The following is a 20,774-nucleotide window of genomic DNA, read 5'->3' as shown; positions in this document are numbered from 1 at the left end:
GCCTGAAGCAATCAGTTACAAGCCAGCGCCACCCACATGCTCGACGCACTCCCACTCGCTCCAGTAACGGTGAAGTCCACAAAGTTTCCCGCTGGCACCACAACATTGCCCGTCTCCGTACAAGACCCACCCGGCGCCACCGAACACACCAGCGACGTATTCGCCATACTTCCCGGCGTCCCCTGCCGCAGTATCACGTTCACGGTATTCGTCTGGCGAGAAAACACGCTCAACTGCGTCGCCGTGCAGCCCGCAGGCACCCACGTCAAAACCGAATCCGTCTCAGTCCCGGAATCGATCGAGCTATTCACCGAGTGAAACAGCAGATTAAACGAAACCGAGTGAAACACCGAAGCAAACGGTATTCCACTTGTCCCACCTCCACCGCCTCCGCCAGTCCCATTGGCTCCCGCCGCGCCCTGAGGAATCGTAAAGTTCAACACCGCCGCACTCGACGTCCCACTATTGCTGACACTCGCCTGGCTCCCCGCCGCACCAGTAGTCACCGTCCCCACACTCACTGTCGCGGCACTCCCGGACGGTCCCGTCGCACCGGTACTTCCATTCAGCGACAACACCGCCCACAGCGCAGGCGAGACATCCGGCTCCGACCCAAGAGAAGTTGACGCCGCCAGATAAGTTCCTCCATTGAAGCCGACCACATCATTCGCGTGATACGCCGTACTAGCCACCCACGTCCCGCGATACGTCACACCCACCGCCCCAGCCGGCCCCTGTGGCCCAGTCGCGCCTGCAGCCCCTGCCGCACCCAGCGCACCAGCCTGCGACAACACAGCCCAGAACGTCGGACTGATATCCGGCTCTCTCGCAGTGTTCGCCGCCAACGCCACGTAGCTCGAACCGCCAAAACTCACCGTGCTCCCCACCGAATAAGCCGTCCCCAGCTGCCACGCGCCAAGAAAGCTCAATGGTGGTCCCTGCGGCCCAACTGCACCGGTAGCTCCCGTCGTTCCAGCCGGACCCGCTGGCCCTGTCGCCCCGGTCGCGCCCACTGGTCCAGCAGCCCCCTGCGCCACCAGCAACGCCCACTGCACCGGACTCGACGACGGTGTATTCCCAAGGTTCCCAGCCACCAGCGAAACATACGTCGATCCGCCAAAGCTCACTGCATCATGCAGCCCATAGTTCGTCGTCGTAACATAGCTCCCCGTAAAGTTCGCCACCGGCGGACCCTGAGGTCCAGTAGCCCCTGCAACTCCCTGCGCCCCAGCCACCCCCTGCGGCCCAGCCGGTCCCTGCAATCCCTGCGGACCCGCTGGCCCCGCCACTCCCTGCGCGCCCACGGTCCCCGTCGCAAACAACTCCCACTGTGCCGGACTCGTACTCGGAGTATTCCCCTGATTCCCCGCAACCAGCGAAACATACCCCGAGCCATTGAAGACAACTCCATCCGCCAGCGCATAGTTCACTGCCGACGAGTACGTTCCCCGAAATGTCATTCCAACCGGCCCCGGAACTCCCTGCGGTCCCATCGGTCCCTGCAGCCCCTGCGGCCCGGTTGCTCCCGCCACCCCCTGCGCTCCCGTCTGTCCCGGAGTCCCTTGCGCTCCCTGCGGCCCAACCGGCCCATTTGGCCCAACCGGTCCGAGCAATCCCTGCGGTCCCGCCACGCCCTGGGGTCCCTGAGCACCCATCGCACCCGCTGGCCCCTGAGCCGTCAGCACTCCCCACCGCCCAGAACTAGTGCTCGGAGTATTTCCAAGATTCCCGTTCAGCAGTGAAGCGTAGCTCGCCCCCTGAAACAACACTACATCCCCCAACGCATAGTTCATAACCGACGAATACGTCCCCTGATACACCAACCCCGGCGATCCCGGTATTCCCGTCGCACCCGCCGCCCCGGTAGCGCCAGTAGCCCCCTTCGGTCCCGCCGGTCCGGTCGATCCCTGCGGCCCTTGCGCTCCCGCAACACCCGGCGGCCCCTGAATCCCCACCGCTCCCAGCGCAAGCACTCCCCACGCCCCCGGGCTCAGCCCCGGCGTATTCCCATGGTTCGCCACAATCAACGAAACATAGCTCGACCCCTGGAACGTCACCACGTCATTCAGCGCGTAGACCGTCGTCGAAGCGTACGACCCCTGATACGCCAGACCTGCAGTCCCCCCACCACCAGACCCATTACTCCCCGCCTGCGCCAACACCGCCCACTGCGCCGCAACTCCCGGCGTATTTCCCCGATTTCCCCCGGTCAACGAAACAAAACTCGACCCCGAGAACGTCACCACATCATTCAGCGCATACGTCGAGTTTGCCGTATACGCTCCCTGAAAGCTCAGTCCAGGCGCACCCGCAGGCCCAACCGCCCCGGCAGCGCCCTGTGGCCCAGCAAGCCCAGCAGGCCCCTGCGCACCAGCAGGTCCGGTCGCCCCAGTTGCCCCCGCCGAAGACAGCTCCACATCCAGCACCGCCGCATGCCCGGTCAGGTCGTTCTCTTTGCTATCGAACTGCACCACTGCCGACCCCGCCGTCAGCGCCACCCCATTATTCGCCGATGCCCCACTGATCCACCCCTGCACCAACCCCGTCACATCCGCCACCACATAAGCCCCAGCCTGCGTCACCGACACCACCTGCACCGCGCTCCCCAGCGAAGGCAGCGTCGCAAACGTCACGCTGTACTCCCCCCACGCCCCACCCACCGGCTGCACACTCACCTGTCCCGCCACATCCGCCCGATTGCAATACAGCCGCAACGTCGCCCGCGACACCTGCCCCGCAGTCGTCCCCGCCGGCAACATCGAAAGATCGAACTGCAGCAGCGCCGTATACCCGCCGCCCACATTCAAGTTTGAGATCGCCCCGCTATTCACCCCCGCCCGGGCGCTGTTCACATGGGCGTCTGCCACCAGCGTCGCCTCCACCGCGAACGCTGGCAGAGCCGCAGCTAAAATCGCCGCAAGCGCCGCCCAAAACAAACAAATCCTACCTACCCGGCCCATCCAGCTCCTCATGAACAGGCCCCGCAGCGCACTCCGGCGCATCGAGGCCCACCCATCGTTCAACGATCAAAACTCTGTGGTGCCCGCCGAACCAGCCATGAGCTGGTCGAAACAATGTTCCAAAACGAAACAGACAACTGGGAGCATTCCCGTTTTAGGCTATCCGCCCTAAAAATACAAGCATCTTCCGCTGCGACTTCCGTGTCACCGCGAATCCCCACCCTCCAGCCACCCCACAAACCGACACGTTCACTTCCCTTGCAACCCGCATCCCATATAGTGTCAAGGTCACCACCAACGAAGAAGGACACGAACGGTATGAGCACGAATCCACTCCAGCACCCCAACCAGCCCGGCCAACCCCCACTCCTCGCCAACCTGGTCAATCTCCCGCGCCTCATCACCGCCTACTACTCGCTCCATCCCGACCCCACCGTCCCCGCCCAGCGCGTAGCCTTCGGAACCTCCGGCCATCGCGGCAGTGCCTTCAACACCGCCTTCAACGAAGACCACATCGCCGCCATCACCCAGGCCATCGTCGACTATCGCCGCGACCAAGGCACCACCGGCCCGCTCTTCCTCGCGCAAGACACCCACGCCCTCTCCGAGCCCGCCTTCGCCACCGCCCTCGAGGTCCTCGCCGCCAACAACATCGACACCATGGTCGATACAGATCTCGCCTACACCCCCACCCCCGCGCTCTCCCACGCCGTCCTCACCTACAACGCACAGCGCAAAGACAAACTCGCCGACGGCATCGTCATCACCCCCTCGCACAACCCACCCGACGACGGCGGCTTCAAGTACAACCCACCCAACGGCGGCCCTGCCGACACCACCGCCACCAAGTGGATCGAGAACCGCGCCAACGAAATCATCGCCGCCGGCCTCACCACCGTAAAAAAAATCCCCTACGCCAAAGCCCTCGCCGCCAGCACCACCCACCGCCACGACTACATCACCGCCTACGTCGACGACCTCGCCAACGTAATCGACTTCGATGTCCTCAAGGGCACCACCCTAAAACTAGCCGTCGACCCGCTAGGCGGAGCCGGCGTCCACTACTGGCCACGCATCGCCGAAAAGTATCTCCCATCGTTACAAATCCTCAACCCAAACGTCGACGCCACCTTCCGCTTCATGACCACCGACTGGGACGGCCGCATCCGCATGGACTGCTCCAGCCCTTACGCCATGGCGTCGATGATCGCCAACAAAGAAAAGTACGACGTAGCCTTCGCCGCCGACACAGACCACGACCGCCACGGCATCGTCACCCGCACCTCCGGCCTCCTCAACCCCAACCACTACCTCTCCGTCTGCATCCAGTACCTCTTCACCAACCGCCCGCAGTGGTCCGAAAAAGTAGGCATCGGCAAAACCCTCGTCTCCTCCAGCATCATCGACCGCGTAGCCAAGGGCCTCAACCGCCCCATGCTTGAAGTCCCGGTAGGCTTCAAGTGGTTCGTCGACGGCCTGATCGACGGCACCCTCGGCTTCGTCGGCGAAGAGTCCGCCGGCGCCACCTTCCTCCGCCGCGACGGCCAGGTCTGGACCACCGACAAAGACGGCCTCATCCCCGGCCTCCTAGCCGCCGAGATGACAGCCCGCACCGGCAAAGACCCCGGCCAGCACTACGCCGAACTCACCGCCAAATACGGCAACCCCGTCTACGAGCGCATCGACGCCGCAGCCACCAAAGACCAAAAAGCAAAACTAGCCAAACTCTCCGCCGCCCAGGTCACCGCAAAAGAGCTAGCCGGCGAGCCCATCACCGCGATCCTCACCGAAGCCCCCGGCAACCACGCCCCCATCGGCGGCCTCAAAGTCACCACCGAAAACGGCTGGTTCGCCGCCCGTCCCTCCGGCACCGAAGACGTCTACAAGATCTACGCCGAATCTTTCAACGGCAAAGACCACCTCAAACAAATCCAAACCGAAGCCCAATCCCTAGTCACCAAGGCCATCTCATGATCCCTCCCCACCGACCAACGAACCAGCGCGGAACGTGGATGGATCGACCTCATAAGCCTGACGAAACGCATGCGAAAAATTGCTTCGGCTTGAAAAGCCGACACACCGGGCAATCTGATCAATCGACGCATCGGAAGTAGCCAGGAGTTCCCGCGCGCGGCTAAGCCGTGCTGACCTCAGCAGACAAATCGGCGTCTGACCAAAAGCCTTTGTAAACCGAGAAGCAAACGAAGCACGGCTCATCCCCGCAATCGAAGCCAGCGTCTCCACGGTAAACGGCTCCGAGTAACGATGAAGGATCGCATGCAATGCCTTCGATAGTCCCTTGTCGCCGAGTGCCGCTATCCACGGCAGAGGAGCACCCCTGCGTTCAATCTTTCGCCGCAGCAGCAGGATTAGACACTGCTTCAACAGCGCCTCCGTCAACGGCCGCGTTCCGAACTGAGGCCGTGCAGACTCGGCAAGAAGAACAATAAAATGCTCCCGCAACCCATCCGGCCCATCAAAGTGCTCGATCATCGGCTCGCCCAATTGAGCGAAAAATCCCGGTATGCCGACGCCTTCAAAACGAATCTCACCACACACCGTCACGATCCCGCTCTGCCCCTCTCCAGCCTGGATCGTGGGAACGCTCTCTTTAAACAAAGGCGCTCTCAGGCGACGACGCGGCACACTGTCACTCTCTTCCGCCTCATTTGCGCCTAAGCTGTAGATCACATTCGGAGGCAGCAGAACAAAGCTGTGCTGCCGTATCTCCACTGTCTTCCCGTCCCGAATCCGTAGAGCACCCTTGCCAGCCAGGCAGTAGTGCACACCAGCCGCAGGCCGCGCTTCGAATGTGAGTTGATGGCCTTGACGAATATCACACGACGCAAACGCTCCCACCCCCACTTCGAGATTGGCGAGGAGCCGTTCGATCACATCCAGCTTCATGCCTCTTCCTCTCCCGGTGTTTGGACGAATCCGCACCAAATCGAGACCCATTCGCACTGCGGACTTCCTATCATAAAGCCGTACTGCAACGGAGTCCGAAGCAGACACATCAAGGAGGCAAACAAGTATGAAAAAAACACTAACTGCAGTCTTCGCTGCATTGCTCTTTATCGGGACAAGCTTCGCTCAAAGCTCAACGACCGTTGCAGGCATCGCAGTCCCCACCCACATCAAGCACGACTACACCCCTTACGAAAGACTTATCCTGAACAACGTCTCTCAGTTCCACAAAAACTTTAACAACCGTGACTTCGCAAAAAATGGCGACCTCGTCGTAGAAAATCTTCACGTCGACTCGAATGGCACAGAAGTAAACGGACGAGTTGCATTCGTAAATCGAATAGGAAGATTCGTCGTGCCATTTCCTGACGTGAAGATCACCGATCTGACCACGGTCGTAGACGGCAACACAGCCGCCATTCGCTTTGTCATCACGGGCACGCAAAAAGGAGATCTGCCGACACCGGAGGGCGTCATCGCTGCAACCAACCGGCAGATTCATGTGGACGGAACAGAGTTCTTTACCTTCGACAAAGACGGAAAACTCACCGACCTAGTTACCGTCGAAAACCTAAGCCAACTGGTACATCAATTGAAATCACCAAACTGAATCCCCATCGAAAGTGAGGCCCTGAGCATGGCCCTCACCGACGAACCCCAAGACACGTTCCTCTACCTGCAACGGCAGATCGCGCACGAAAAAAGTTTTGCACAACCTGCTAACCCTTGCACTGCTAAAATTTGGCCACTTCCGCAGCACTCCGAGCGTCTAACTCGACAGGTAAGAGAGAAGGAGTTCAACGAATGCAGATTCAGATCAGCAGCGATAAGAACATCTCCATGCACAACAAACTCTCCAACTTGATTCAATCCGATCTCAACCGGATTCTGAACCGATTTAAAGACCAACTCACTCGCGTTGAAGTTCACCTCAGCGACGAAAACGGAGACAAGGCCGGAGCACAGGACAAACGCTGTCGCCTCGAAGTCCGTCACAAACGCCACCAGGCGCTCGCCGTCACCAACGACTCCTCCGACATACCATCTGCCGTCACGGGAGCCGCCGCAAAGATGCAGCGCCTTCTCATCAGCACATTCGGCCGCATTCAGGACCGAAACAGATCCCTGACCACCAGAGCCAGCGGAGAAGGTCAGAACCTGGTCCTCAAACCCGAGGGCATCTAAAAACCTGTCAACCCCCAAAACCGCAAATCCCCGCGCCAGACAAGGACTTCCGCGTGGCGTATGAGTTTGCATCCGACAGCTATAATAGAAATAGAACTCAAAACAACAGAAACGCCCCGCATCTGTGGGGCGTTTCTGTTTTAAGGAGCTAACTCATTTGGTATGACGAATTTGGCCGTAACCCCTTTCGATAGACGAATTTACAAATCGACGCCACCCGTAACTCGTTGAAACGAAGGTTTTTACGCGCAAATATAGGGGGGAGGGGTACTCACCACAATAGAGGCTAGGGTCGAGGCCGGGTCACCCAGAGCAGCGGCTGCCGAATAGGAAAAGTACGCTGCAACTCGAAAAAGGTAGTGTCTGGAGGAAGGGTCTTCCAGAGCGAGGCGTACTCGGGGCGGTCGTACGCGCGGGCAGCGAAGAGCAGGCTCGGAGGACGGATGGGAAGCGCGGTGAAGTAGGCAGCATCAGCGCGAAACGGCCACGACCCACGGTTGAGGATGTAAGGAAAGAGACGAGCGACGACAGTGCGCATGCCCGGACCATCCTGCAGTTCGTAGTCCCACGCACTCTCGAAGCGGCTGGTCAGCAGGAGGCAAACGCCTGCGAGCATATCCAGGTTGAAGAGGGTATTCCGATAGGGATTCGGCGTGTTGAGTTCGTGGGGAAAGGTGCCGTCGGCGACGATCTGGGCACGGATGGTGGAGCTCTTGAACTGGTGACGCAGCGTGCTGAGTGGCCGGTCGTCCTTGATCTCGGTGAGGTGAGCAATTGCGGCAGCCTGCAGCAGCCACGAGGTGCCATGATGGCTTTTGTTATCGCGAGCGAGCCCGGCGAGCCGCGAGGTGTTGAGCCAATCGAAGTAGTCAGTAAACCACTTGGTAAGGACAGTCAGGTCAGCGTCGGTAAGGGCTTCGGACTTGCTGAGAAACGGGATCGATTGAACCACCTCAGCCAGGTGAACTGCTTCGATGACACCTTCGAGGCGTCCAGCCTTTGCAGGTGGGATGGTCTGCCCGTAGAGGATGCTGGGCGTCATGCTGGTAGCTGAGTCGATAAACCAGGCACGGAGATGAGCGACAGCCTGCTGGGCGTAGCGGGGGTCGTTGGTGAGAAGGAAGGCAGCAGCAAAGGCAGGAACGTAAAGGCTCAGGTCGAGAAGCGCATCGCGATGAGCGATGAAGGCGTCAGGATTCGGAGCACCATCGGAGTGCTGAACGTAAGGACCGTCGGGGTTTGCTGGATCGGGAAAGTAGTCTTCGGCCTCGGAGTAGTAGTCGTGGGGTGTGCCGGGACTGCGAGGACAAGGGAGGGTCGTGAGTGGTGCGACCGGGAGTGCGAGATAGCTGTTCGCCAGCCGGAGGATGCGGTCGTGGTCGATCGCAGCGACATCAAGGCGAGCAGTGGGTTTTGCCGGAGCCGGAGTCTGAGCGGCAGACTGCGATTGAGTCGGGCTTTGCCCCAGAAGCACGCGAGGCGCGAGGAGAAGGGCGGCGGATTGGGAACAAAAGGTGCGGCGGCTAGTGGCCATCGTTGGAGAACTCTGCACGGAAGGGTAGCATGTGGGTTGAGAGAGGCGATTTGCCGGTTTATTTTTTGTGTCGCGACCGAAACTCCCGAACAATCTCCAGATACTTCCGCGCAATGTCGGTAATAACCTCTGGCCTTCCATCCTTTATCATCTTCGCCGCCACCAGATCCGAACCAACACCAAGCGCAAACGCTCCCGCCTCCAGAAACTCAGCCGCAGTTCCCAACATCACGCCGCCCGTCGGAATCATCTCGATCTGCGGCAGCGGTCCCTTGAGCGAGGTCAGGTACTTCGGCCCTCCCATCGCACTCGCCGGAAACACCTTCACCACATCGGCGCCCGCCTGCCACGCCGTAACAATCTCCGTCGGCGTCAACGCTCCCGGCAACACTGCAACCGAATACCGATGACACATCTCAATCGTCGCGATATTCAGCGCCGGACTCACCACAAACTGCGCCCCCTCGAGGATGCACATCCGCGCAGTCTCCGCATCGAGCACCGTCCCCGCACCGATCAGGATGTCCGGCCGCTGCTCCGCCAGACGCCGCATCACCTGAATCGCTCCAGGCACCGTCATCGTCACTTCAAGCACAGTCACGCCGCCCGCCGCAATCGCATCGGCAAGCGCCATCGCCTGCTCGACCGACTCCGCCCGCAACACCGGCACCAACCCAATCTCCCGCAACTCCCGCAGTACCGCAGCCTTCTCCATAGCCCCTCGCAATCTAGACCCTCACAATCAACCCTCTAACGCTGCACTCCAGCCGACCCACCCGCCATCAACCGCTCCACCTCACTCAGCGAAGCCATCGAACTATCTCCTGGAGTCGTCATCACCAAAGCCCCATGCGCCACCCCACAATCGAGCGACCACTGAAGCCCCTTCCCTTCCATCAATCCATAAATCAACCCAGCAGCAAAGGAGTCGCCACCGCCAACCCGATCCAAAATCTCTAGATCATCAAAAGCGATGCTCTGAAAAACCTTTCCGCCGGAAAATCCAAACGCACTCCAATCGTTCCGATTCGCCGTCTTGGGTCGTCGCGTCGTCGTCGCGATCACCTTGAGGTTCCCGAACTCGCCACACACACGAGCAGCCATCTCGCCATAGCTCTCACGACTATGCCAAGGCGCTCCATGCGATGCGTCGCACAGCACTGCCGACACATCGCCCTCGTGTCCAAACAGCACATCCACAAACGGCGCCAGCATCCGGTTCACGTCAGAAGCCCCTTGTCGCCCACCAGCATTCTTCCACAGCGAAGGCCGATAGTTGCAGTCATACGAAACCAACACACCGTTCCGCTTCGCCGCCACCATCGCCTCACAAGCCACCGCCGGAGACTCGGCAGAGAGAGCACACATAACACCGCCCGTATGAAACCACCGCACTCCTTCCCTGCCGAAGATCGCGTCCCAATCCACCTGGCCAACCTTCAACTGAGAGATAGGAGTATGTCCGCGATCCATCATCCCCATCGCGCCGCGCACGCCAAATCCACGCTCCAGAAAGTAGACCCCGTTCCGTGCCTCACGACCAATCCCGTCGTACTCTACCCACCGCAGGTGCGACAGATCTACGCCTCCCTGCAACATCAGATCCTCAAGCAGCCGACCTACTGGATTGTCGGCCAACGCAGTCACAACTGAGGTCCGTTGCTGAAAACACCGACGCAGCCCCCGCGCCACGTTGTACTCCCCGCCACCCTCCCAGACTCGAAAACTCCGCGTGGACGCAATCCGCTCCTCACCTGGATCGAATCGCAGCATTACTTCACCGAGGCTCACCAGGTCCCACTTACATTCGGTCTTGGAGCGTATCGTCAACCCCACGGAAGCATCGCTCATCTGAGATCCGCAATCGTTACAGGATCCATGTCGTCATATGCCTGGTTCTCTCCGCCCATCCCCCAGCAGAAGGCATAGTTCTTTGTTCCCACACCGGCGTGGATAGACCATCCAGGCGACACCACTACTTCCTTGTCCGCGACCACCAAGTGACTCGTAGCATCCGGCGGCCCCATCAGGTGCAGAACCCGATGCGCAGGATCGACATCGAAGTAAAAATAAACTTCACTACGCCGCATATGCGTATGCGGAGGCATCGTATTCCAGTTACTTCCCGATTCCAACAAGGTGAAGCCCATTACTAACTGGCAGCTCTTAATTCCATCCTTGTAGATAGCTTTATAGATAGTCCGCTTATTGCAGGTCTCAGCAGCCCCCAGCTGTACTCCCTGCAGATCGGAAAACTTCGCCATCGCCGTGGGATACTCTGCATGCGCCGGATAACTCAACAGATAAAAATACGCTGGATCAGACGCCTTTTTACTTGAAAAAGTAACTGCTCGATTTCCACGACCGACATATAAACAATCGAGCTTCTCCAAATCGAAGATCTTCCCATCGACAACTACCGATCCGGCGCCCCCGACGTTCAAAACACCAAGCTCACGCCGCTCAAGAAAATACTCCGCCCTCAGTTCAGGCTCCGTCTCAAGTGTCAGTGTCTCTGTCTCGGGTACTGCGGATCCGATCACCGTGCGATCGAGATCAACATACGAAAACTCAATCTCGCCGGGCTCGAACATTCCCTCCAGCAAAAATGTCTCCCGCAACTCTTCCGTATTCATCAGGCCATACCGCACCGCATCCGCCATCTGATAAAGCCGCATTTGTTACTCTCCTCCAGATCCTCGTTCCCAGTATAGCCATCAGATTTTTAACTTTGGTTCGTAAGTTTAAAAACTTATCTCACTTAGCGCAGCCACTGCCCCGCAAATCTTACTCGCGCGCCCATGGCCGAGATCTGGATGAGTTACGTTGCATGTTCTTGGCAAATCGTCGTCGGATGTGGTCAACTTTCGCATGCTCAAAGATCAAACTCGCCGCAACTTCCTGCGAACTGCACCCCTCGCCGCTGCAATCAGTCTTCCCCTTACTGAGAAGTTCCTCTTAGCATCGAACGCCACGCTAAACAGCGCCGAAGCCGCGACTCCACAGCCTTTTCAGGTTTTCGCTGCTGACAAACTCTCCGATGCGATGAAGACGCTTCAAGCGAAGCCAGGGAATGACAGCCTGTTCGATTCAAAAGCGCTCCCCTTTACCATCGTCATGACAACTGAGGAGAAGAAGAGCGCGAAAGAGTTTGAGTATCACGAAGGGCGCGACCACATCCTTCAGATCCTCGACGGGACAACGTTCTATGAGGTGGGCGGGACACCAAAGAATGCACGCAACATTAAACCGGGCGAGTGGCTCGCTCCAACATCTGAAGGGGCCACATCGCTCACGCTCCACAAGGGCGACATGCTCGTAATTCCGCGTGGCACGCCGCACAAACGCAGCACCGAAGGAAGCGTCACGTTAGTGCTGATCTCGACAACGGGTTCAGTTCCAGCTTAGACACACGCTCACAATTTGCCCGATGACAACCCACAACGTAAATTGGCTGTGATGCCAACCACAACAGCCAATATCCTCGACAGCTTCCGTCTCGACAATAAAGTAGCGCTCGTCACCGGCTCCGCCAGCGGTCTCGGCGCTGCCATCGCCGTTGCGCTTGCGCAGGCCGGAGCCACCGTCGCCTGCCACGGCAACCGCCGCGCAGCCACCGAAACCGCCGCCACCATCGGCGAAAAAGCCGCAGCTTTTCGCGCAGATCTCTCCTCGACCAGCGGTGCCGAAGACCTCTTCACCCAGGTCAAAGAGAAGTTCGGCCGCGTCGACATCCTCATCAACAACGCCGGCACGATCCTCCGCGCCGCCGCCGAAGAGGTCACCCTCGAAGACTGGCAGCAGGTCCTCCAGGTGAACCTCACCAGCGTCTTTCAACTCTCCCAGCTCGCCGCACGCGACATGATCCCCCGCGGCGGGCTCGGCACCAACTGCGGCAAGATCGTCAACATCGCATCCCTCCTCAGCTTTCAGGGCGGCATCCGCGTCCCGGCCTACGCCGCCAGCAAAGGCGGAGTCGCTCAGCTCACCAAAGCCCTGGCCAACGAGTGGGCACCCAAGGGAATCCAGGTCAACGCCATCGCCCCCGGATACTTCGCCACAACCAACACCGAAGCCCTTCAGGCCGATGAGACCCGCAATCGCCAAATCCTCGAACGCATCCCCGCTGCACGCTGGGGGCAACCGGAGGATCTCGCCGGAGCTGCTCTTTTTCTTAGCTCTCCCGCCAGCAACTACGTCACCGGCACAGTGATGACAGTAGACGGCGGCTGGATGGGCCGTTAGAAATCCACCTCCGATCACCTCAGCCAGCATCCAACGAATGAAGGAGTACGTCATGCCTCAAAGTCCGCACGATCGCGCCGCCGAATACCACAACAAAGCCGCCCACGCCCACAACGCCGCCGCCACCGCTCATGGCAAGGGAGACCACCTTACCGCCCACGAGCTGTCCAAGCAAGCGCACGAACACTCCACGAAAGCCTTCGAACTCTCGAAAGAGGCATCAGCTCACGCAGCACCAAGCAAAAACTAAACAGGCGTCTAGACTGGAGCATGCTCCGAATACCTTTCGAGGATCTTTACGCCGCCCTTCACCGCGCCATGCGCCAGCTTGGTCTGTCGGAGGACCGCGCCGCCCACTGCGCTCGCCTCTTCGCGGAGACCACACGCGACGGGATCTATACCCACGGCCTCAACCGTTTCCCCCGTTTCTCTGAGACCGTTCGTAACGGCAGTGTCGACGTCAACGCCGAACCGACCAAAACCGCTGGCCTCGGAGCGATCGAACGTTGGGACGGCCATCGTGGAGTCGGCAACCTCAACGCACACGCCTCAATGGAGCGAGCCATTGCACTTGCCACGCAAAATGGCATCGGGGCCGTGGCCTTAGCCAACACGAACCACTGGATGCGCGGTGGCACCTACGGTTGGCAGGCAGCAGATCAAGGCCTCTTCGCCATCTGCTGGACCAACACCCTCGCCAACCTGCCAGTCTGGGGCGCCACCACGCCAACCCTTGGAAACAACCCCATCGTCATCGCGATTCCTCGCCTCCGCGGCCACGTCGTGCTGGATATGGCGATGTCTCAGTTCTCCTATGGCTCCCTCTCCGCCTACAGCAAACGCGGTCAGCACCTGCCGGTAGACGGAGGCTTCGATTCAGCCGGCAACCTGACGAAGGATGCGACTGCCATTGAAGCGTCGCAACGCGCCCTCCCCATCGGCTATTGGAAAGGTTCCGGCCTCTCCCTTGTTTTAGACATGATGGCAGCGATACTCTCCGGAGGCCTTTCCACGCACGAAATCCCGCTCGATCCACTCCGTGAGTCGGGCATCTCGCAGATTTTTATCGCAATCGATCCCCGTTCCCTCTCGACCGCCGAGGCGATCAACCGAATCGCAGATGGCATTCTCCAGTCTCTCCGCGACGCAACGCCCGTCGATCCCGCCAAGCCAATTCGCTATCCCGGCGAACAGACTCTACAACTCCGCGAAGAAAACCTGCGCCTCGGCGTGCCCGTCGACCCCGAGATATGGAGGCAGATAAGCGACCCCTCCCGAGCATAATGCCAGCAACGATCACAACGTCAGCAACTTGCCAACGTCGCATATCCAACACCTTGCCCCATTGCTGCATCAATTAAACACAGACTTTATTTCTATGTGACTCTTTCGTTATCTGCAGTCTCACTCTAGGAGCGATTTGAAAGACCTTGTGAATGCTGAGAGTCCATGGCGTGACCGGCTGCGTGCCCTCAAAAACATGCCCGCAGTCCTGCGTATCCTGTGGGAGTCCGGACGTGCGGTTGTCTCATGGGGCCTTGCACTTCGGGTCATCGTCGCAACCCTTCCCTTCGGCATCGCCAAGGTAGCGCAATACATCATCACCGACATCGCCAGCGTGCTGCGCGGCAACCCCCTGGCCCACAACTTCTGGAACCTCGTCATCGCCGAGGTTGCCCTCAACGTCGGCCTTGGCCTCATCACGCGAGCCATCGACTACTCCGACTCGCTCCTCGCCAACCGCTACACCCAGCACGTCAGTGTTCGCGTCATGGAGCAGGCCGCGCGCCTCGACCTCACCACCTACGAAGATCCCGTCTTCTACGATCGCCTCGAGCGAGCCCGCGTTCAGGCGACCGACCGCCTGGCGATGATCCAGCAACTAGGCCGCCTCGTCACCCAGGTCATAACCACTCTCACCTTTTCGGCAGCATTGGCGTGGGCCTCGCCGTGGCTGGTGCTTCTACTCGCACTCGGGGTCCTCCCGTCGTTTCTAGGCGAAACCCACTACGCATTCCTTGGCTATGCGAAGAACTTCCGTCAAACTCCAGCAAAGCGGCAGATGGACTATCTCCGACAGGTAGCCGGTAGCCGCGAAGGCGCGAAGGAAGTAAAGCTCTTCGGCCTCAACAAGTTCTTCACCAGCAGATTTCAGACGCTTGCGAACCAGATCTACATCGAAGACGTCACCCTCTCACGCTCCAAACTCATCGTCGGCGGCCTGCTTGGCATCATCGGCACACTTGGCTACTACGGCGCTTACGTCTACGTCATCTGGCGCACCCTTCACGGCGTCTACGACATCGGCCAGTTCACCTTCCTCACAACCGCGATCCAACAAGCTAGTTCGAACCTCCAGCAAGTCTTTTCCACGGCATCTGGTATCGCCGACCAAGCGCTCTTCCTCACCGATCTCATAGCCTTCTTCGAGATGGAGCCGACTGTGCAATCCAACCCAAACGGTCTCCCGACACCAAAGCCCATTCAAAGTGGCTTCGAGTTCCGCAACGTCTCGTTCACCTACCCAGGCACAAACCGAACAGTCCTTAAGAACTTTAACCTGAAGCTCTCAACAGGAGAAAGAATCGCCCTGATCGGCGAGAACGGCCAGGGCAAGACCACCGTCGTAAAGTTGATCACCCGACTCTACGATCCCACCGAGGGACAGATCCTGCTCGACGGCATCGACCTCCGCGAGTACTCCCTCGAAGATCTGCACCGCCATATCGGCGTCATCTTCCAGGACTTCATGCGCTTCGAGATGACCGCCCGAGAAAATATCGCCGTAGGCCGTATCGACCAGCCGCATCAACAGAGCGACATTGAAGACGCAGCACACAAAAGCCTTGCCGACACTGTCGTAAGTAAGCTCGCCGGAGGCTACGACCAAATTCTTGGACGCCGATTCGAAGGTGGAGTTGAACTCTCCGGCGGCGAATGGCAAAAGATGGCCCTCGCCCGCGCCTACCTCCGCGACGCGCAACTCCTTATCCTCGACGAGCCGACCGCTGCCCTGGACGCTCGCAGCGAGCTTGAAGTCTTTGAGCGGTTCGCGGAGTTGACCGAAGGCAAGATGGCGCTGCTCATCTCACACCGGTTTTCTACAGTACGCATGGCGGATCGCATCGTCGTCCTCTCCGGCGGCCGTCTCATTGAAGAAGGTAACCATCAGCAGTTGATGGCTAAAAGTGGACTCTACGCGAGCATGTTTGAGATGCAAGCCGCAAGCTACAGGTAAGCTACCCTCAGCATCTTACCCAGCAGCACAGACACGAATCGACTGAATCGAACTCCCAGGTCAGCGGGCGAAGGGTACGAGAAAGGCAACATGGCATCGTCTTCAGACAATCCAGTCACCGCAGAGCACGCTCTGCCCCCTACCGCACCTGCGCTTGAGCTTCCGACCGCCGGCCTCCCCGAGAGGCCGACCGTGTCCGAGGCGGAGCTAAGGCAGCGCGCCGACGAACTCAGCCGGCAATGGGAGATGGTGCCTGCCAACACGAAGGCCGATGGGCTCGCCGCGCGCCTCGCCCGGTTGAAAGAGAGGCTCACTGAAACGCTGCGTACCTGTCGCAAAACTGCCTCCATTCAGGAGCTCACACCTGAACTTGAGCTGCTCGAGAGCACGCGCATGTTGGAATCGGCGCTCATCGCTGGTGATAACACCGCCGCCACCTTTGCATCTCTCCCTCACGTCCGCGTCGACCACGACAGCGAGCTACCCCGCGCGATCAACCTCACCGAAGGCTATCTCGTCGCAGCGCGAGGCATCTGGTCCGCAGAATCCCTCACCATCTACGTCCAGCAGGCGCAGCAGCGAGACGCACTTCTCCTCGAAGAGGTCACCGTTCTTCCGCAGGCGCTCAAGCTGGCGCAACTCGAATACATCCTCGATCGCGCCGACGAAGCCTTCGCAGCCGGCCCGCTCCCTCCCATCGAGCAGTCACCCTTCTCCGCAATTCTCCACAGCATGCGCCGCCTCAATCAATTCGAGTGGCGCAACGTCCTCGAACCGCTCATCGCATTCGATGCCATCCTCCGCCAGGATCCCGCTAACGTCTTTGCGCGAATGGAAGACGAAACACGTCATACCTATCACATGCGAGTCGCCGAGCTCGCCCAGTACGCAGATGCAAGCGAGGTCGAAACCGCTCAGATAGCTTTGAATCTGGCGCGTGAAGCCGACCGCGTTGGTGATCAAGACCCCCGGCACGCCCTCCGAATCAAACACATCGGCTACTACCTCTTCGCCGAGGGCCTGCCCACGCTAAACCAGCGCATCGGATACAACCCACCACCGATCGAGCGCGTACGAGGCATTCTCCGTAGATGGAAAGAGGACTTCTACATCCTCGGTATCTTCACTCTCTCCTGCCTTCTCATCGTCGCCATCATTGCTCCTCTGGTCCCGCATCATGCATTCTGGCCGGTCATGTTCGCGCTCTTGCTCGCTCTCCTCCCTGCGACGCAAGGTGGAGTCGACCTCGTCAACAACACCGTCACCGCGCTGATGCAGGCCGAGTCACTCCCCAAGATCGACCTGTCAAAAGGTGTCCCCGAAGACGCAATCACTTTTGTTGTGGTCCCAACCCTGCTCATCAACGAGGTACAGGTTCGCGAACTCTTCGATGAACTCGAAGCCCGCTATCTATCCAACCAAGACCCCAACGTCCACTTCGGCCTTCTCACCGATCTGCCCGACACAAAAGCGCGGCCTCTCGATGAAGACTCCCACCCACTTGCTCATCTGGCCGTTCAGTGTGTCGAGCATTTGAACACGAAATATCCGCGAACCAAAGGCGGAGCCTTCTTCCTTCTGCACCGTCATCGCATCTTCAACTCACGCCAGGGCGTCTGGATGGGATGGGAACGCAAGCGCGGCAAGCTACTCGATCTCAATAAGTTTCTATTGAACGAGCACGACCCGTTCCCGCTGAAGGCTGGCCCCCTCGAAGCATTGCACCGTGTGCGCTACGTCATCACCCTCGACTCCGACACGCAACTCCCGCGCGGCACCGCCGCCCGCATGGTCGGCACGATGGCGCACCCACTCAATCAAGCGATCGTCAATCCCCGCCTTCGCATCGTCACCCAGGGCTACGGCATTCTCCAGCCGCGCGTAGGTGTCAGCGTTGCATCCGCATCGCGCTCCCACCTCGCGTCCCTCTACTCCGGCGAAACCGGCTTCGACATCTACACTCGCGCTGTCTCCGACGTCTATCAGGATCTCTTCGGCGAAGGCATCTTTGCCGGTAAGGGCATCTACGAAGTCGACATCCTCCACCAGGTACTCGACCGCCGCTTCCCTCGCAACGCTCTCCTCTCTCACGACCTCATCGAAGGCTCGTACGCTCGCGCCGGCCTCGTCACCGACATCGAGATCATCGACGACTACCCGTCCCACTACTCCGCGCACACCCGCCGCAAGCACCGTTGGGTGCGCGGCGACTGGCAGATCGCACGATGGCTCTTTGGCAACGTGCCCGACGAGTCCGGCAAACTCGTTGCCAATCCCATCAACACCGTCTCTCGTTGGAAGATCTTCGACAACCTCCGCCGCAGCTTAGTCGAACCAGTAACCTTTCTTCTCTTCCTCCTCGGATGGTTCGTTCTTCCCGGCGGAGCGCTCTACTGGACCATCGCCGGCCTTGTTCTTCTGCTTCTCCCAGTCCTCGTTCAGTTAGGCTTCAACCTTGGCCGCGCGCTCCTGAAACTAAGCTTCGTAGGCGCTCGCGAAGGCTTCAAAACCTTCGCAACCTCCTTCGGCTTCACAATCCTCAACCTCACCTTCCTTCCGCATCACATGTTTCTCGCGCTCGATGCGATCGTTCGTTCACTAAGCCGCAGCCTCGTGTCTGGCAAACATCTGTTGGAGTGGGAGACGGCAGCGCAAGCCGAATCCGGTGGCTCTAAAACGCAGCTCGACGTCTACCTTCAACTCTCACCCGTCGTCGCTCTGCTCATCGCGTTGGCTCTTGGCCTCACAAATGTCCGGTCTCTTATTGCGGCGTCTCCCGTGCTGCTACTGTGGATCATCGCGCCGCTCGTCGCCATCTGGCTCAATCTTCCTCCCCTCAAGGAAGAAGGCCCCCTCACCTCGGAAGATAGCCGTTTCCTCCATCAGCAAGCCCTTTACATCTGGCGCTACTTCCACGAGTTCGGCGGCGAAGAAAATCACTGGCTCATCCCGGATAACGTCGAAGAGAAGAACACCCTTCAGATCCGCAAGCTTTCCCCCACCAACCTCGGCATGCTCTTCAACGCTCGCCAGGCCGCGTACGAGTTTGGCTTTCTCACACTCTCCGAATTTGTGCAGGCCACACTCGGCACACTCACCACCTATGACCGGCTCGAGAAGCAGCGCGGTCACATCTATAACTGGTACGACATTGAGACCCTGAAGCCAATCGCCCCACTCACAGTCTCAGCGGTTGACAGTGGCAACCTTGCCGCATCCCTTTACACGCTGCACACCGGCGCGCTAGATCTCTTGAAACGCCCTCTCCTCAGCCCAGAGATCCTCACCACTCTCAAGCAGATGCAACACTCGACTGCCAATACAACTCCATCCACTATCACTACACCCGCAACGTCAGTGCGCTCTCACCTCAAATCAATGCAGGAGAAAGCTGCACAACCCACACATCCCACCAATCCTTCAAGCGCTACCAACGAGGCGTGGATCGCAGGCGAAGTATCGAATCGCAACGCAGCCTTTATTCGCTTCGCAGAGCAATACGCACCTTGGCTTCTCCCACAATTCGGAGAACTCTTCGCGTCGCCTCATCTCAACGAACCTGCTGACAAGCAAATTCCTACTCTGCAGGATGCCGCCGAATATATTGCCGACCTGGACTCGAAGATCTCTGCCACACTCCATGATGTGCCCAAGGATTCACCTCTTGCAGTCTCTGCTTCAACGCTGCAATCGCTATTGTCTGAAGCGGCCAGAAACCTCGCTAAGCTCAAGGCCGATCTACTCACAGTCGCAGGCGAAGCGGAGCGACACGCCGACGCCATGGAGTACGGTTTCCTCTTAGTCGAATCGCGTCAACTCCTCTCTATCGGCTACGACGGCGTCACTCACGAACTACACTCGGCCTGCTACGACCTTCTCGCCTCCGAAGCGCGCATTGCATCGTTCATCGCCGTTGCCAAAGGGGACATACCGCAGCAATCGTGGTTCCGTCTCGACCGCTCACACGTTCTGGTCAACGGTCGCGCGGCCCTTCTCTCGTGGACCGGAACGATGTTCGAGTACATGATGCCCTCCCTCTGGATGCGCACCTTTCCCGACACGCTCATCGCGCGCTCGCTCGAGTCGGCCGTACGTATTCAGAGAGAGCACGTCCGCAACATCCCTTGGGGAATCTCCGAGTCAGGCTTCTCGAAGATGGACCCCCAAGGCAGATACGGCTATCAGGCCTGGGGCATTCCAAAACTAGCTCTCAAATATGGTGCAGAAGATGGCCCCGTCATCTCTCCCTACTCGAGCTTCCTAGCTCTTCCCCTTCTGCGCAAAGACGCCATCGCAAATCTTCGCCGCATGGCCTCACTCGATTGGATGGGCGCATACGGCTTCTACGAAGCAGCCGACTACACAGAGGGTCATCAGCCCCAGTTGGTCAGATCCTGGATGGCTCATCATCAGGGAATGTGCCTCCTCGCGGTAACCAATTTACTCAAAAACAACATCGTTCAGGACTGGTTCCACGGAACCCCTCGCGTTCGCGCAGCCGAACTTCTCCTCCACGAAAAAGCATTGAGCAAAGAGACCCTCAAAGACCTCGCCAAACAATCGAAGCTGCAGACAGCGGAGTAGTTCGTACTACGACAAGCCCATCACAAAAGAAAATGGGCAGCAGGATCTACTCCTGCTGCCC

Annotated in this window: 15 protein-coding genes; 9 read left to right on the top strand and 6 right to left on the bottom strand. The window is 59.1% G+C overall.

All coding sequences use genetic code 11. The features are described 5' to 3' along the window. Nucleotides 1–11: 11 nt before the first annotated feature. Entirely contained in the window at nucleotides 12–2,960 is a 2,949-nt protein-coding gene (locus tag RBB82_RS18245) for a DNRLRE domain-containing protein (protein WP_433972169.1), read from the bottom strand. A gap of 318 nt (nucleotides 2,961–3,278) precedes the next feature. Between RBB82_RS18245 and pgm the strand changes: the two genes are divergently transcribed. After that, a complete protein-coding gene (pgm, locus tag RBB82_RS18240) occupies nucleotides 3,279–4,934 on the top strand; it encodes a phosphoglucomutase (alpha-D-glucose-1,6-bisphosphate-dependent) (RefSeq protein WP_433972168.1) in 1,656 nt (551 codons plus the stop codon). On the opposite strand, the gene RBB82_RS18235 is transcribed toward pgm, so the two are convergent. Continuing rightward, nucleotides 4,929–5,918 carry a helix-turn-helix domain-containing protein gene (locus RBB82_RS18235; RefSeq protein WP_433972167.1) on the bottom strand — a complete coding sequence of 330 codons (990 nt, stop codon included), beginning with the start codon at nucleotides 5,916–5,918 and terminating at the stop codon, nucleotides 4,929–4,931. The two genes, pgm and RBB82_RS18235, sit on opposite strands and share 6 nt — an antisense overlap. A gap of 76 nt (nucleotides 5,919–5,994) precedes the next feature. On the opposite strand from RBB82_RS18235, the gene RBB82_RS18230 reads away from it, so the two are divergent. Further along, nucleotides 5,995–6,537: an ester cyclase gene (locus tag RBB82_RS18230; protein ID WP_433972166.1), complete on the top strand. Its 543-nt coding sequence runs from the start codon at nucleotides 5,995–5,997 to the stop codon at nucleotides 6,535–6,537. Nucleotides 6,538–6,731: 194 nt separating this feature from the next. Continuing rightward, entirely contained in the window at nucleotides 6,732–7,112 is a 381-nt protein-coding gene (locus RBB82_RS18225; protein WP_433972165.1) for an HPF/RaiA family ribosome-associated protein, read from the top strand. Nucleotides 7,113–7,398: 286 nt separating this feature from the next. Here RBB82_RS18225 and RBB82_RS18220 read toward each other — a convergent pair whose 3' ends face one another. The 4 genes from RBB82_RS18220 to kduI are packed head-to-tail and all read right to left on the bottom strand — an operon-like array spanning nucleotide 7,399 to nucleotide 11,324. Beyond that, the gene (locus RBB82_RS18220; protein WP_433972164.1) at nucleotides 7,399–8,646 is read right to left on the bottom strand and encodes an alginate lyase family protein; all 1,248 of its coding nucleotides are present in this window, start codon (nucleotides 8,644–8,646) and stop codon (nucleotides 7,399–7,401) included. Nucleotides 8,647–8,704: 58 nt separating this feature from the next. After that, entirely contained in the window at nucleotides 8,705–9,361 is a 657-nt protein-coding gene (gene eda, locus RBB82_RS18215) for a bifunctional 4-hydroxy-2-oxoglutarate aldolase/2-dehydro-3-deoxy-phosphogluconate aldolase (protein WP_433972163.1), read from the bottom strand. Between the two features lie 35 nt (nucleotides 9,362–9,396). After that, the gene (locus RBB82_RS18210) at nucleotides 9,397–10,497 is read right to left on the bottom strand and encodes a PfkB family carbohydrate kinase (protein WP_433972162.1); all 1,101 of its coding nucleotides are present in this window, start codon (nucleotides 10,495–10,497) and stop codon (nucleotides 9,397–9,399) included. Continuing rightward, complete coding sequence (kduI, locus tag RBB82_RS18205; RefSeq protein WP_433972161.1) at nucleotides 10,494–11,324, bottom strand: 5-dehydro-4-deoxy-D-glucuronate isomerase; 831 nt, start codon at nucleotides 11,322–11,324, stop codon at nucleotides 10,494–10,496. The genes RBB82_RS18210 and kduI overlap by 4 nt, the downstream gene beginning before the upstream one ends. Before the next feature lie 148 nt (nucleotides 11,325–11,472). Here kduI and RBB82_RS18200 point away from each other — a divergent pair, with 148 nt between their 5' ends. The 6 genes from RBB82_RS18200 (at nucleotide 11,473) to RBB82_RS18175 (ending at nucleotide 20,713) form a co-directional block, all read left to right on the top strand. Then, complete coding sequence (locus tag RBB82_RS18200; protein WP_433972160.1) at nucleotides 11,473–12,054, top strand: cupin domain-containing protein; 582 nt, start codon at nucleotides 11,473–11,475, stop codon at nucleotides 12,052–12,054. A 51-nt stretch (nucleotides 12,055–12,105) separates the two neighbouring features. Beyond that, a complete protein-coding gene (locus RBB82_RS18195; protein ID WP_433972159.1) occupies nucleotides 12,106–12,891 on the top strand; it encodes a glucose 1-dehydrogenase in 786 nt (261 codons plus the stop codon). Nucleotides 12,892–12,943: 52 nt separating this feature from the next. Continuing rightward, nucleotides 12,944–13,141 carry a DUF1771 domain-containing protein gene (locus RBB82_RS18190; RefSeq protein WP_433972158.1) on the top strand — a complete coding sequence of 66 codons (198 nt, stop codon included), beginning with the start codon at nucleotides 12,944–12,946 and terminating at the stop codon, nucleotides 13,139–13,141. Between the two features lie 20 nt (nucleotides 13,142–13,161). Next, the gene (yiaK, locus tag RBB82_RS18185) at nucleotides 13,162–14,175 is read left to right on the top strand and encodes a 3-dehydro-L-gulonate 2-dehydrogenase (protein WP_433972157.1); all 1,014 of its coding nucleotides are present in this window, start codon (nucleotides 13,162–13,164) and stop codon (nucleotides 14,173–14,175) included. A gap of 136 nt (nucleotides 14,176–14,311) precedes the next feature. After that, nucleotides 14,312–16,129 (top strand): ABC transporter ATP-binding protein, encoded by a 1,818-nt coding sequence (locus tag RBB82_RS18180; protein WP_433972156.1) that lies wholly within the window; start codon nucleotides 14,312–14,314, stop codon nucleotides 16,127–16,129. A gap of 90 nt (nucleotides 16,130–16,219) precedes the next feature. Beyond that, nucleotides 16,220–20,713: a glucoamylase family protein gene (locus RBB82_RS18175; protein ID WP_433972155.1), complete on the top strand. Its 4,494-nt coding sequence runs from the start codon at nucleotides 16,220–16,222 to the stop codon at nucleotides 20,711–20,713. Nucleotides 20,714–20,774: the final 61 nt, after the last annotated feature.

It is taken from the genome of Tunturiibacter lichenicola (assembly GCF_051013355.1).
Lineage (GTDB): Bacteria > Acidobacteriota > Terriglobia > Terriglobales > Acidobacteriaceae > Edaphobacter > Edaphobacter lichenicola_F.
The sequence above is the reverse complement of the archived record's forward strand: the minus strand, read 5'-3'. Positions and strand labels throughout refer to the sequence as shown.